The sequence below is a fragment of the Roseovarius sp. EL26 genome (assembly GCF_900327775.1).
Classification (GTDB): Bacteria; Pseudomonadota; Alphaproteobacteria; order Rhodobacterales; family Rhodobacteraceae; genus Roseovarius.
This window is the reverse complement of the sequence record NZ_OUMZ01000004.1, coordinates 43,319-56,781: the sequence shown is the minus strand read 5'-3', so window position 1 is coordinate 56,781 and position 13,463 is coordinate 43,319. Positions and strand designations below refer to the sequence as shown.

The following is a 13,463-nucleotide window of genomic DNA, read 5'->3' as shown; positions in this document are numbered from 1 at the left end:
AGGTTGAGGCAGTCATCTTGTGGCGGTATGGACGGAACAGGTTAGCGGTTTCATCATGGACGGAGAGGAATCTCTGGGCCTGACGAGCTGACTTGAACCTGCCCTGTATCTTTTCTCGTTTCCGCGTCGGTCTGTGCGACCCTTCTATACGATTGTTCAATCCCTTGTGCGCCCGATGCTCCACATCCAACTCAAGCTTGCGTAGAGCCGCACCGTAGCTGCGGAGTTTGTCTGTCACAATAACGCGGGGCTCGCCCCAGCGGGCCATTAATCTGGAGATGAACCGTTTAGCAGCCCGTGTATTGCGCCGAGTTTGGACCAGAATATCAAGGGTTTGACCGTTGCTGTCCACTGCACGCCAAAGCCAGTGTTTCACACCCCGGATCATGATGACTACTTCGTCGAGATGCCATTTATCGCTGGACCGATTGCGGCTTGCGCGGATCCGTTTCGCGATTCCAGGRCCGAGTTTTTTAACCCACGCGCGGATCGTTTCGTAGCTGACGGTAATACCTCGTTCAGCGAGCAGATCCTCAACATCCCGCAAGCTGAGAGCAAAGCGATGGTAGGCCCAGACCGCGTAGGAAATGATAGAAGTTGGGAAGCGGTGACCCTTCAGGCGGGATGGGGAGATCGTACAAATCATCGGAGTGGGCTACGTATGTGTCGGCCACAGGTCAACAAGTTGACGATGCCAAGGGTGCACACCAATCTGACGATTTAATGTGACACAAACGTCGCCCTAATTCTGTCACAAAAGGGTGCAATACGGATATTGATACAAATCAGGCAATAACCCCACTCAAATGTGACAGGAACCTATGGCCAAGATTGGATATGCCCGCGTCAGCTCATCAAGCCAGGACCTCGACATTCAGAAAGCCAAGCTGAAGGCGGCTGGCTGTGAAGTCATCCGCTCAGAAACCGTTTCTGGTGCTTCCCGTGATGATCGCTCTGAATTGGCGACAGTGATGGAGTTCTTGCGTGACGGTGACGAACTGGTCGTGCATCGTCTGGATCGTCTCGGCCGATCCACCCGCGATGTGCTGAACCTGGTCCATGAACTGGATGCCAAAGGCGCATCGCTCCTAATGCTCGAACCTGAAGTCACCACCGCCGGGGACATGGGCCGGATGGTCATCACCGTTCTCGGCATGGTCGCCGACATGGAACTCAAGTTCATTCGTGACAGACAGCGTGCCGGGATTGAGGCGGCCAAAGGTAAGGGCGTCTACAAGGGGAGGCAAAAAACGGTCGACGATGCGGAAATCCAAAGACGTGTCGAACTCGGGGTTCCAAAAGCCCAGGTTGCGCGCGATCTCGGCGTTTCAAGGATGACCGTATATCGGGCGCTAAATAACTCCGCTTCCGCCAACTGTAATGAGGAAGCAGCCAATGCCTGACCCATACTTTTCAGAGCTGAAATATTTAGGCGGTGCGTCTCTGGATTTCATAGAAGTGGCCGTCGACGCCGGTACCGACATATCCGATCTCGAAATTACCATCTATTTTTCTGATGGAACTATTCGCTCCACGAACACGCTCGTCGGTATCACGCCTACGACAATCGCCGGAAAAGACGTATATGTCATCGATACATCTTCTTCTGGAACCTTCAATGGTCTCGCCCTTTCCAACGCGGTATCTCTTTCAGACAGCAGTGACGGGACCGTGTTTTCGTTCGTATCATTTACCGATACTGCCGCTGCCGTAACTGCTACCGAAGGCCCGGCTAATGGTCTGACGTCGACAGAAATCGGCGGCGCCGGAAGTGGCTCGTCACTAGAATCCACAGATGGTTCCTCCTACACGCTTCAGACTAACCCAACGCCGGGATCGGTACCTTGCTTCACAAGTGGAACTATGATTGCCGTACCTGGCGGAACTCAGGAAATCGGCCAACTGACACACGGTGACGTTGTCTTGACGAAAGACAGGGCACTCCAGCCAATCCGCTGGATTGGGCGACGCAAATACACAGCAGAACAGCTGGATAGCAACCCAAAGCTTCGACCTGTCCGGATCATGGCAGGAGCTTTAGGACAAGGGCTTCCAGAACGTGATGTGCTGGTTTCACGCCAACATCGCATGTTGCTCCAATCCAAAATCGCAAAGCGCATGTTCGGCAAGTTTGAAGTTCTAATTCCAGCAATAAAACTAACGGAACTGCCTGGTATTTTCGTGGACGAAATTGTCCAAAGCGTCGAGTACATTCACCTACTCTTTGACCAACATGAAATCATCTATGCCGAAGGAACCCCAACCGAAAGCTTGTTCACCGGCCCGGAAGCATTGAAATCAATCAGCCCGGAAGCCTGTCAGGAAATTCTCTCCATCTTCCCTGAAGTTAAAAAGCTGGACTACCGACCCAAATCGGCCCGGTTCATCCCGTCTGGGAAAGGCCAAAAACAGCTCATCGCTAGGCATTTGAAGAACTGCAGGCCCTGCATAAGCCAGAAAAACAAGTGTTCACAAATGTTCTGAATTTTGGCCACTATTGCAGCGAAAGCTGGCTTTGTCCGCATCTTTTCAGTTCAAACAGCGAGCAACGAAGGGGTGAAAATTAGCGCGTTCTCTTTGTGTTCCTCATAACCCCCACCTGTGCACGTTCGGGGCGGTTGGGCCAGTTTGCGGACAATGCCAATCGTCGCGCTTGATCCAGATCTCGATGCCAAGCTCTCTCGAAAGCCGTTCCATCGGTTCAAGCGGGGTGGGCAAATGCGCCAGGTGCAGGCGGGGGAAGCGGGAGAGATGCATTTCGGAATCCTTGTTTTGAGTGTTCGTGGAGGTGCGGCTTAGGTCCGCTTTGAGGAGGTGTCGCTGCTGCTGTGGCGGAACGCCTATCCTGAATGGAACTCTCGCAGGACCCGCCCGCCATTGACCGGGGTGCGCCGACCGTCGCACATAGACAGCTGACCGTTCACCAATACATGCGCGATACCGCTGGCATAGCGGCGCGGGTTGCGGGCAGTGGCGTTGGAGGCGATGTTGGCCTGATCGAAAACGCAGATATCTGCGTGATAGCCCGGTTTCAGCTGCCCGCGTTTCTTCAGTCCAAGCCGCGCGGCGGGGATCGAGGTGATCTTCGCGAGTGCCTGGGCCAGGGTCAGCACACCACGGTCACGCACGTAATGCTGTAAAAACCGCGCCGCCCAACCGTAGCCGGAAAGCGAACCAAGCTGGTCTTTCAGCACACCATCATTGGCAATCGCCACAGTGTCCGAGATCACGGCGCATTCGGGTTGGTGCAGGCACAGGTCGATATCGTTGTTACGAAAGCTTTTTGATGCCCACATGCAAGACAACATGTGTTCACCTTCCTCAAGCAGAATGTCGAGCACCGCGTCATAGGGGTGGCAATTGCGCATGCGGCCAATCTCGGCGAAATCCGCGCCGACGATATCGTTGTTCACCTTGGCGTTAAGCAGAACGATGTCGTCCCATTTCTCTGCTTTCACAATCAGCCACATCGGCTGTGGATTGGCCTTGATCCGCTCGCGATCCCTGGGATTGGCGAGCCGTTTCAAAATGTCGTCCACGCCGCCGGCCTGCGCCCATTTCGGCAGGATCGCCACCATCAGCGTGTTGTTCCAGTCATGCGGGATCACGTCAAAAGAGATGTCCATGTCGAAATGTCGGGCCGTCTCGATCATCTCCAGCGTATGCTCGGTCGCATAATCCGGCGCGCCAAATTTCGGTTGGATATGGCTGATCTGCAGCCGCGCACCAGCCTGTCGGGCGGTCGAGATCGCTTCGGCAAAGCCCAGATCGTAATGGGTGTCGCGGTTGCGCACATGGGTGGCATAGAGCCGACCGTGTTTCTGTGCGACCTCAACCATCGGCACCAGGTGTTCCGGTGCGGAGAGGCTTCCGGGGAAGTATTCCAAACCCGACGAAAATCCGCCGGCACCTTCCTCCATGCATTGATCGACCAGCCTGGCCATTGCTGCAACCTCATCAGGTTCGCCTGCGTGCAGCTCATCGCCTAGGATCGCGCGGTGAATGGTGCCGTGGCCGACAAAGGCCATCACGTTGACGCCCAAGGCACTTTCATCAAGTGCATCAAGGTATTCCCCGAAACCCAGCCAGTTCGGGTGTTCCGCCTCGTCAACATACCATGGTGACACGTCGCGGATTGCGCCATGCGACACCACCGGTGCACAGCTTATCCCGCACTGGCCGATCACCTCGGTGGTTACGCCCTGATGCACCTGGCTTTCGGCGCGCCCATCCGCGATCAGGGTGAAATCGGAATGCGTGTGCATATCGACAAAACCGGGCGCGACAACAAGGCCAGAAACGTCGATCACCTCGGCCGCCCCATCGGTCGGGATTTCGGGCGCGATCTCAACAATCATGCCATCCCGTATCGCTACGTCTCCGACAAAACTCTCAGCTCCGGTGCCGTCATGTACGTCGCCACCCTTTAGGATCATGTCAAACATCTTACATCTTTCCTGTTTCGCCGAAGCGGATTACCTCATCGGACCGTAAACAAGGTCTGGTAAGAAGGTGACCCAGCCGGTGAAGAAGACCAGCAGCAGGATCATCGCCACATAGGGTATGAGCAGTGGCAAAACGCCTACTGATATCTCTTCGATTGAAATTTTGCTGATCCGTGCGGCGACAAAAAGGTTCACCCCGACCGGGGGTGTCAGGAAGCCTATCTCGCAGGTCATCACCGTGAAGATTCCGAACACCACCGGGTCCACGCCCAGGTTGGTGACTAGTGGAAAGAACACTGCGGTAAAGATGATAATCTGAGGGATGCTCTCCAGCCACATGCCGACGATGATGTAGAAAATCCCGATCAGCAGCAGCACCAACCACGGGAATTCAACCAGCCCCTGAAACAGGCCAAGCACGGCTTCGGGAATGTCGAAAAGCGTCACAAGCTGACCAAAGGCCTTGGTTGATCCCAGAATGAATAAAACAGTGCCGATCACAATGGCGGTGAACTTGAATGCGTGGAACAGTTTAGCCCGGGTCAGTCCCTTGTAGATGAACATGCCCACGAACAGACCATAGGCCACGGCGACGCCTGCTGCCTCGGATGGGGTGAAGATCCCGGCATAGATGCCGCCCAAAATGATCACCGGTGCCATCACAGCCCATTTACCTTCCCAGAAGGCCTCGAGTAGCGGCCTCCAACGGAAGCGTTCGCCAGTGCCGCCATAGCCGTTTTTCACCGAGATCACGAAGACCACGGCCATCAGCATTACGCCCAGCACGATTCCCGGCACAATACCGGCAAGGAACAAGCGCGGAATCGACACATCCGTCACAAGTGCAAAGATGATCAAAAGGTTGGACGGTGGGATCATGCTTCCTAGAGCGCCAGCTGCGGCGGCAATTGCCCCGGCAAATCGTGAGGGATAGCCTTCTTCCTGCATAGCAGGGATGGTGATCGATCCAATGGCCGCTGTGGTCGCAGGGCCCGAGCCCGACAGGGCGGCAAAAAACATACAGGCCACAACCGTCACAAGCCCGATACCGCCTTTATAAGCCCCGACAAGTTTCTGCGCGATGTTGACCAGCTTTTCCGACATCCCGCCCTGTTCCATCAACTGACCGGCCAGAACGAAAAGCGGAATGGTCACAAGCGGGAAAGGCTCAAACGCTGTCCACGCGGCCTGCGCCATCAAGGTCATGGGAATGTCCGCGATATAAAGCCCGGCGACAGTGGCAAGCCCGGCGGCAAACGGGATCGGCACTCCGATCGCCATTGCAAGGACAAAGACCACGGCCATGATGATCGGACCGTTTGCCCCGCTTACAACAGCCATAATCAGGCCAAGGATCAGAGCCGCCAGAACGACAGCAGCCGTCGGAAATCCTCCGGAAGTACGTTTTTTAGTTAGCTCTGTCATAACGGCAGCCCCTCGAATTTGTCTTTGCCCCAGCGCCAGTAGACCTGGAGAATTCGGAACAGCATCAGACAAAAGAACATTGGAACGAACATCTGAACCCACCGTTGTTCAATTCCCAAACCGGGGGTTTGGTAGGTGACGTTGAACAAAAGTTGCGTGTAGTTCAGCGTCTGTACGATCATGAAAATCACGAAACCCAGCCATAGCGCGTCGGCAACCACCACACAGGTTACCTGCAGTGATTTGGGTAGACGATTGAGCAAAAGCGTTATGCGGATATGCGCACGCTCCCGCGTCGCCATTGTGGCGCCGAGGTAGACCGCAAAGATCATGCCATATACGGCAGTCTCTTCTGCCCATGCGGCGGCGGAGTGGAATACAAATCGCAACACCACCTGCATCAGCACTGAGCCGACAATGACGGAAAGAAATATTGCACAGAGCACTTCTTCAAAGTGTTCATCAATCTTGGAAAGCATTTCCGCCTCCTTCGGGCACCAAACCTTGTTGACAAAAGGGGCCTGTAGACACCTGCCCACGGGCCTCTTTTCGGTCGTCGCAATCAGCCTTATTCGGCAGCTGCGCGGATCGCGGCCAGCAGGGCGTTGAACTCGTCGCTACCTTCTTTCGCGTATTGGTCCTGAACCGACAGACCGGCCGCGATAAAGTCGGCTTTATCGACTTCAGCCGTTTCCATACCGCCTTCGGTGATCAGGAAAGTGCGGATTTCTTCAACCTGAGCCGAAACAATCTCTTTCTGATAAACGCCTGCTTCGGCAGCCGCCCGCAGCACTGCTTCGCGTTGTGCATCGTCCAGCTTGTTCATGATCCGGTCGCTGGCAAAGAGAGGCGAGAAAAAGCTGAAGTGCTCAAGTGCCGTGAAATGTGGCATGAATTCATAGAACTTCTGCGATTTTACAAATGGCGTACCTGCATCGCCGCCATCAACGGTGCGGGTCTGCAGGGCTGTTGGCGTATCTGCCCATGGTAGCGGGATAGGAGCGGCCCCGAAGGCGGTGAACGTGTCCAGCATGACCTGGTTCTTGGGAACACGGATTTTCATGCCTTCCATGTCGGACATCGACGTGATCGGGTTGCGAGAGTTAAAGAAGTCCCGGTCGCCAACCACACCATAGGTCAGAAGGTGCACGCCAGTTGCTTCCTGCAACTGATTGGCAAAACCCTGACCCACTTCGCCTTCCAGCACCTTGTAGGCGTGATCCTTGCTCTGGAAAATATATGGCAGCACAAACGCATCCATCAGTGGGAAGTGAGGTGACACGTTGTTCATCGTGATGATGTACATATCGACAGTGCCGAGCTGCATAGCCTTGAAGGCTTCGTCCTCGCTAGTCAGCTGCGCGCAGCACCGGATTTTCACATCGACGCTGCCGTCGGTGTATTCTTCAACAAGCTCTTCGAACTTTGTGGCAATTGGGCCGTACGAACTGGTTTCAGCGGTAGCGTAGCCGAGGTTGATGACAACGTCGCCCGCAAATGCGGACTGCGCGGTCAAAGCGAATGCAGCGCAGGATGCAGCGCCCGCAAGTGTTTTCAGAAGTTTCATTGGGATCTCCAGGTTGGTGGCGGGGTGGGCTTGTTTTCTCTCACTATGTCGAAGATGTAGTTGCCCATCCAATATTATTTAGGTACCAATTGATGCCGAAGGAGCATCATGCGAATAGGCCTTAGACATATCCGCTACCTGATTGCCGTCGCAGAGGAGCTTCATTTCCGCCGCGCGGCCGAGCGGCTCGGGATTGCGCAGCCTGCACTGAGCAGGGCGATTCAGCACCTTGAAAATGAACTTGGTGTCGTGCTTTTTTCCCGTACCAACCGTAGCGTTCAGATCACCCCCGCCGGTGAGACATTTCTTGCCAGTTGCAGGGAAGTTATCAATTCAGTTGAAACCGCGATTGAAAAAACGCAGCTGGTGCACCAGGGCAAGCTCGGATTGCTTCGCATTGGCTACACCGACGTGGCTATCGCAGGCAAACTGCCAGCCCTGCTTAAGAAGTTTCAGGATGAACAGCCCAACATCATATTGCAGCCGCATCATGACGTCACAGTTTCTCAACTGCAAAAACTGGACGCTGGTGCGCTGGATGTAGGCTTCGTCACCGGCCCCATCAACCGTTCGGGCTACGAACAATGCCTGGTGTCTTCCGAGCGTTTCGTTTGCGTGTTCTACGAAAGCCACCCTCTGGCTAGGCGTGAGGCGGTTCGGCTTGAGGAGCTCTCCAAGGAAGATTTCGTCCACGGCTCGTCAAGGGACTGGGAGCAGTTCTATTCCTACCTGTTGCCGCTTTGTCGACGATCGGGTTTTGCGCCGCGAATCGTACAAGAGGCTTTCAATACCTCAGGAATCTTAGGCCTGGTATCAGCCGGCATGGGTGTCACGATCCTGACAGACAGCGTTCGAAATTCAATGGGTCCCGGATTGGTTGTTATTCCAATCGAAGACGCTGCCGAAGAGCTTCAGACAGTCGCGTTCTGGAAATCCGGTTCCGTCGAGGGCGCTATGGGGGTGTTTTCAGAATTCCTGCTACGACACGAATTGGAAGCGTCGGCGGGTCCGACCGACCATTTGGACAATAATGATTGAACCAAGGCTTGCAAGGACAGATATTGCGAGAGCCGCCTGATAGCGTCGAACCAGCAGATCTAGGTCGGAAACGGGCCGATAGCGAAGACGCCAATGTCGGCTTTTGTGCCTTCTTGTCACTTCGTACATCTTACAGCACCGGTCAGATTGGGCTCGCAGTCAAATTTCGCTGCCTGAAGCACAAACTGTGGCTTCTGATTTGCCAACGACCGCGCGCTGAGCAACATGACACAAGATCAAAGACTTGGCCCGATCACCGGATGACCGATCCTGAGCGGCCTATTGCAACGGCGTTGCCGCGCGAGCATTGGGCGGCTCTGAGCCCACTTTGACCAATGCCGCGCCACACGCGAATGTCTGCTCCTCGGGCTTTCACCAGAAACATGACAAAATCTACTGAGCGTCGCCAAGGGTCTTTGTCCAGATGCGTGGCAGATCAACCACCTTTGCTCGCTTCGGAAATCCAAGTTACATTCGACGGTGGCTGCATGCCTTGCCTCCATTGGCTCGGCGGGACACCGGTCTCTCGTGTGAGCTTGTTGCAACCAAGTAGAAATGTCACTGGTTGTGCAAAGCAGGAATGTCACCGAAAGCGCTAACGGTAGCAAAGCCTGACAGGGCGGAGACCTCAACTATCGCAGCCCTGGCTGGCTTTGCGGGGGTTAGGGAGGCAGACGCTCGTGTGAAATGTAGAGAAGACCAGCAATGGAGCCCTTAGTTCGGGATGCTGCGCCTGGCATGAACGGCAACTCATCCGAAGTTGGCAAGTTAGTTCGCGCCCAATTGCGTGCAGTGGTTGCACTCATCACATTTACCCTTATAGCCGATTCAAAACACACAGCTTGAAATTGACACAAGGAAACTCAGATGCGCATCGGCTTTATCGGACTTGGGACTATGGGTGGCGCAGCCGCGCTGAATTTGATCAGAGGTGGTCATGATCTGCAGGTTTGTGATCTCGATAAGGCCCGCGCCAAGGAACATCTGGAACTCGGGGCCACCTGGGCCGAGACACCACGCGATGCCGTTCAGGGTGCGGGCATTGTGTTCACCATGGTTTTTGGGCCAAAGCAAATCGAAGCGATTGTCCGCGGAGCTAACGGTTTGGCCTCAGTCATGGGGGAAGGACAGGTCTGGGTTGATATGACGACCAACCAACCGGCTCTGGCCCGAGCATTGGCAGATGAGATCATGCAGACGGGCGCGCAGGTGGTCGATGCACCCGTCTCGGGGGCTGTGGATGGTGCCCGCACGGGCAACATGCCGCAATTTGCCGGTGGCGATGCAGATACTGTTGAACGCATTCGCCCTGTTATGGAGTTGATGGGTCCGCTGCATTACATGGGCCCCAACGGCAACGGGCAGGTCACCAAGCTGGCCAGCAATCAGCTTTGGGCCATCCATGCCACGGCAATGGGTGAAGCTTTGGTGATGGCGGTGAAATCCGGCGTTGATCTGTCACGCGCCTGGGAGGCCCTGAAGATCGGCGCAAGCGAAAGCTGGTGTATGCACCATGATGCGCCCTCGGTTTTTGCAGGGCATTATGACCCGTCCTTCACGCTGGATCTTTGCCAGAAGGATCTTGGGCTGATTGTCGAAGCCTGCGACGATGCGGGCACTTTGGCACCAGCAACCCGGCTGGTCTGTGAACAGTTCGAAAAAGCCAGAAAGACATATGGCGACGACAAGGGTGAACTTCACGTTGTAAAGCTTGAGGAAGACGCAGCCGGTGTCTCGCTGCGCCTGGAGAGGAATTGGGTGCCACACTGGGAAAAGTAAGACGAATGCAAAGGAAGTGCTTTGAACGGTGCTACATGGCTTGCACTGCAACAGGTCGTTCTTCCACTTGCCGTTATTACTACTGAGAAGATCTTGTGATGTTGAGTTCCACAGGACGAACGGTCAGGCAAACATGAAGACGGACATTGGCGCAAATGCTCACTTTGCCCGCAATCCCGCCATTGGTCAGCATCACGCGACAGTCAGCTTTTACCGGCTGCAGCTGCCTCGGCCGCTCGCTCAGCGAGCCGTCTCTCGTAGTAGGCTTCCATCTTTGAAGGTCGTCCTGGGGGGCGGCGCCCGGTCTTTTTGTAGCCGTTCTTTGCACTGACAGGTTTAACCTTTGGCGGTGGCGCTGCCTTCTCCTGTTCTTCTTTGATATGCGCCAGAACCGCACTGAGACGCTTGTTCTCAGTGATTGCTGCGTGCGTCACGCGCTGTTGATGCGGATCGAATATGCTGCAGGGCAGGGCGACGCCCTTTGCATGGACCTGGATGCGCCCATCCGGCATCTCATAGACATCGACATATTTGCCGACCAAACTGCGCGTCAGTTCGTTGACTTCCAACCGGATGCGCTTGCGGTCGTACTTCAACGTCAAATCCTTGCTGACATAGCGTTTGTCGCGTAGGCAGAAGACTTCCGCAAGCCGGTCCGGCTCGATATTCAAGGCCCGGTATAGATTGTCTGGTTTGGCCGGAGCCTTTGCAAACTTAGCGTTGTAGCGTTCGACGAACCCACCAAGAAACGCATTGCCATCTTCCATGTTGGAAATGCCTGCGATGCGTAGCTCTTTCACCAAGCGGTCTTGCAATGTGCGATTCGCGCGTTCGACACGGCCTTTCGCCTGGGAGGAATTGGCGCAGATGATCTCGATGTTCAGTTCGGTTAGAGCTCGCCCGAACTGCGTCATGCCCGACATGTGTTCGCTCGGTTTGGAGACTCTGAACACTGAGTGTTTGTCGCTATAAAATGCAACTGGGCGGCCATGCTTCAGCAGGTAGCTTTCCAAAGCCTCAAAATAGGTAAATGTGCTCTCCGATTCTACGAACCGCAGTTCCATTAACGTACTGGTTGCATCATCGATGAAGACGAGAAGGGTGCATGGATCAGCGCGATCCTCAAACCAACGATGATCTGATCCGTCGATCTGGATCAACTCGCCATAGCATTCCCGGCGCAAGCGCGGCTGATGAAATGTCCGGCGTTGTTTACGTGATAGCCAGAGACCGTCTGCCTGCATCCATTTGCGGACGGTCTCGCGTGAGACTTTGAAGCCGTGATGCTCAGCCAGCATCTCTGCTGCCAAGGTCGGCCCGAAATCCGCATAGTTCTCTTTAATCAGGCTCAGCGCATAATCTCGCCTGGCATGATGAATGCGGTTGTTTGGAGGTTTGCCGCGTGCTTTGTGCCGGATCGCCGATGCACCATCTTGGCGGTATCGCTTTAATAGCCTGAAAATCTGTCGACGCGTCAACTCCAGCATATTTGCTGCATTGTCGACGCTCAACCGATCATCACCGACCTGTGCCAACACTTCCACGCGGTTCAGCTCGCGCTCGCTCATAATCACCCATCCCATGCCCAATCTCTCTGCCTGTTATCGTTGAGTGCGAGAGTGACATTCCTGAATTGCAGATGGGTGACATTTTAGCTTTGCGGCTACACAAGTTTGCGTCGCATAAGATTTATTATGTTAAATTTTTCTAACTCTACCTTTAGAATCGGTTGGTATTGTCTCTCCGGAAACGGTTTTCATGTAAAGTTGCAATACTAACTGAAAAAGCTATAATGGCTAATGTAAACTTCTAGCAATGGACTGATGGTGATGAAAACGATGACTGCCGTAGAGGCGAAGAACTCCTTTGGCCGCTTTCTCGAAGCAGCTCACCGTGAACCAGTCGCTGTTACAAAAAATAACCGCGAGATTGCAGCGATGTTTTCCATGGAGGATATCCACGCGCTGGCGAATGGAGTTTTAGCTGATTCATTGAAGGATGACGTGGAGGCCGGACGTTTGAATGTGATTGAAGCTGTGATGGCGCAGATTGATCTGAATAAACGCCTTGAGGTCAGCCGGCAAGCGATTTCTGAAGGTCGTGGCGCTGTCGCGGATGATGATTATTTTGATCGTTTGCGCGAACGTGCAATGGCCCGTATTTCCTGACGCGATCAAATATGAAATCTGCAAGCGTTATATTTGGCCCGGACGTTGATGCTGCAATTACGCTGCTGATTGACTACGTAGATCCTAGCGATATCCCGACGGTGATCAGGTTTCTCGAGAGAATTCAGATGCGCCTTGTTCAGACTCTTTCTACCCTTCCCGAAGGTGGAAGCAGGTTTCAAGGGAATGTGCGTATGATGGTTGTTGATAAATACACTTTTCTCTACGAGTATCACGCCTCTAAAAATGAGGTGCACGTGCTGGAAATGATCGCCCCAGGACAAGACTGGCGTTAATAAATATTTGCTAACAGGGTTAGCGATTCTCGATTCACCTAACGTTTACGCAATGCTCTTGAGGGCATTGTCAGGTTTATATTCTGTGCAACAAACGGGGCATTAAAGTCGCATCAGGCAGCCAGTTCTTTGGCGCAGCCATTCCAATGTTCGAAAGCCGCGGCTCGTGTATGTCGGTAGTCTGAGGTGGTGAGTTTGTGGCGACAGGGGCGGAAAAGGTTGGCAGTTTCGTCGTGAACTGTGAGGAGCCTTTGCATCTGACGGGCCGATTTGAACCTCCCCTGTATCTTTTCTCGTTTCCGCGTCAGCCTGTGTGACCCTTCGATACGATTGTTCAATCCCTTGTGCGCGGCGATCCACACCCATCTCAAGCTTGCGAATTGCCGCGCCGTAGCTGCGGAATTTATCTGTCACTATGACGCGCGGCTTGCCCCAACGGCCGCCAATCTGTATATGAACCGTTTGGCAGCCCGTGTGTTCCGCCGAGTTTGGACTCCGACAGCATGAAATCAAGGGTTTTCCCTTCCTTGTCGATTGCGCAATACAGGTATGTTTAGCGGCCTTTTACCTTCACATATGTTTCATCCATGCGCCATGAATGGCCAGTTGGTGTTTTCCGACGGTGTGCTTCTTCGGCAATCGCGCCGACATATTTCTCGACCCAGCGATTGAGCGTCGCATGATCCAAATCCACGCCACGTTTGGCCATAATCTCTTCGAGATCACGTGTCGTGGTAACGCTATT

Annotated in this window: 13 protein-coding genes and 2 pseudogenes; 7 read left to right on the top strand and 8 right to left on the bottom strand. The window is 54.2% G+C overall.

From position 1 onward, the window contains the following. On the bottom strand, nt 1–646 hold a 646-nt coding region (locus tag D9A02_RS01960; protein WP_120499299.1), incomplete at its 3' end, for an IS6 family transposase. A gap of 175 nt (nt 647–821) precedes the next feature. On the opposite strand from D9A02_RS01960, the gene D9A02_RS01955 reads away from it, so the two are divergent. After that, nucleotides 822–1,403 (top strand): recombinase family protein, encoded by a 582-nt coding sequence (locus D9A02_RS01955; protein ID WP_120499298.1) that lies wholly within the window; start codon nt 822–824, stop codon nt 1,401–1,403. Continuing rightward, nucleotides 1,396–2,484, top strand: a complete 1,089-nt coding sequence (locus D9A02_RS01950; RefSeq protein ID WP_254054515.1) for a Hint domain-containing protein — start codon at nt 1,396–1,398, stop codon at nt 2,482–2,484. The genes D9A02_RS01955 and D9A02_RS01950 overlap by 8 nt, the downstream gene beginning before the upstream one ends. A 159-nt stretch (nt 2,485–2,643) precedes the next feature. Here D9A02_RS01950 and D9A02_RS01945 read toward each other — a convergent pair. From D9A02_RS01945 to D9A02_RS01925, 5 genes and pseudogenes are all read right to left on the bottom strand, one after another. After that, a pseudogene (locus D9A02_RS01945) lies at nt 2,644–2,757 on the bottom strand (D-cysteine desulfhydrase); the annotation flags it as partial. A gap of 83 nt (nt 2,758–2,840) precedes the next feature. Beyond that, complete coding sequence (locus D9A02_RS01940) at nt 2,841–4,445, bottom strand: amidohydrolase family protein (protein WP_120499296.1); 1,605 nt, start codon at nt 4,443–4,445, stop codon at nt 2,841–2,843. A 30-nt stretch (nt 4,446–4,475) separates the two neighbouring features. After that, the gene (locus tag D9A02_RS01935) at nt 4,476–5,870 is read right to left on the bottom strand and encodes a TRAP transporter large permease (RefSeq protein ID WP_254054514.1); all 1,395 of its coding nucleotides are present in this window, start codon (nt 5,868–5,870) and stop codon (nt 4,476–4,478) included. Next, entirely contained in the window at nt 5,867–6,349 is a 483-nt protein-coding gene (locus D9A02_RS01930) for a TRAP transporter small permease (RefSeq protein ID WP_120499295.1), read from the bottom strand. The genes D9A02_RS01935 and D9A02_RS01930 overlap by 4 nt, the downstream gene beginning before the upstream one ends. Nucleotides 6,350–6,438: 89 nt before the next feature. Further along, entirely contained in the window at nt 6,439–7,437 is a 999-nt protein-coding gene (locus D9A02_RS01925; RefSeq protein WP_120499294.1) for a TRAP transporter substrate-binding protein, read from the bottom strand. A 108-nt stretch (nt 7,438–7,545) separates the two neighbouring features. On the opposite strand from D9A02_RS01925, the gene D9A02_RS01920 reads away from it, so the two are divergent. The 3 genes from D9A02_RS01920 (at nt 7,546) to D9A02_RS01910 (ending at nt 10,254) form a co-directional block, all read left to right on the top strand. Continuing rightward, nucleotides 7,546–8,475, top strand: coding sequence for a LysR family transcriptional regulator (locus D9A02_RS01920; protein ID WP_120499293.1), 930 nt, complete (start codon nt 7,546–7,548; stop codon nt 8,473–8,475). Then, nucleotides 8,472–8,807: a hypothetical protein gene (locus tag D9A02_RS01915; RefSeq protein WP_120499292.1), complete on the top strand. Its 336-nt coding sequence runs from the start codon at nt 8,472–8,474 to the stop codon at nt 8,805–8,807. The genes D9A02_RS01920 and D9A02_RS01915 overlap by 4 nt, the downstream gene beginning before the upstream one ends. Before the next feature lie 535 nt (nt 8,808–9,342). After that, nucleotides 9,343–10,254 (top strand): NAD(P)-dependent oxidoreductase, encoded by a 912-nt coding sequence (locus D9A02_RS01910; RefSeq protein WP_120499291.1) that lies wholly within the window; start codon nt 9,343–9,345, stop codon nt 10,252–10,254. A gap of 203 nt (nt 10,255–10,457) precedes the next feature. On the opposite strand, the gene D9A02_RS01905 is transcribed toward D9A02_RS01910, so the two are convergent. Next, nucleotides 10,458–11,837, bottom strand: coding sequence for an ISNCY family transposase (locus tag D9A02_RS01905; protein WP_120499290.1), 1,380 nt, complete (start codon nt 11,835–11,837; stop codon nt 10,458–10,460). A 246-nt stretch (nt 11,838–12,083) separates the two neighbouring features. Here D9A02_RS01905 and D9A02_RS01900 point away from each other — a divergent pair, with 246 nt between their 5' ends. Then, nucleotides 12,084–12,422 carry a type II toxin-antitoxin system Phd/YefM family antitoxin gene (locus D9A02_RS01900; protein WP_120499304.1) on the top strand — a complete coding sequence of 113 codons (339 nt, stop codon included), beginning with the start codon at nt 12,084–12,086 and terminating at the stop codon, nt 12,420–12,422. An 11-nt stretch (nt 12,423–12,433) separates the two neighbouring features. Further along, on the top strand, nt 12,434–12,718 hold the full coding sequence (locus D9A02_RS01895) for a hypothetical protein (RefSeq protein ID WP_120499289.1): 285 nt from the start codon (nt 12,434–12,436) through the stop codon (nt 12,716–12,718). Between the two features lie 402 nt (nt 12,719–13,120). Here the strand turns inward: D9A02_RS01895 and D9A02_RS19395 are convergent. Further along, nucleotides 13,121–13,451 (bottom strand): annotated as a pseudogene (locus D9A02_RS19395) (IS6 family transposase); the annotation flags it as partial. Nucleotides 13,452–13,463: the final 12 nt, after the last annotated feature.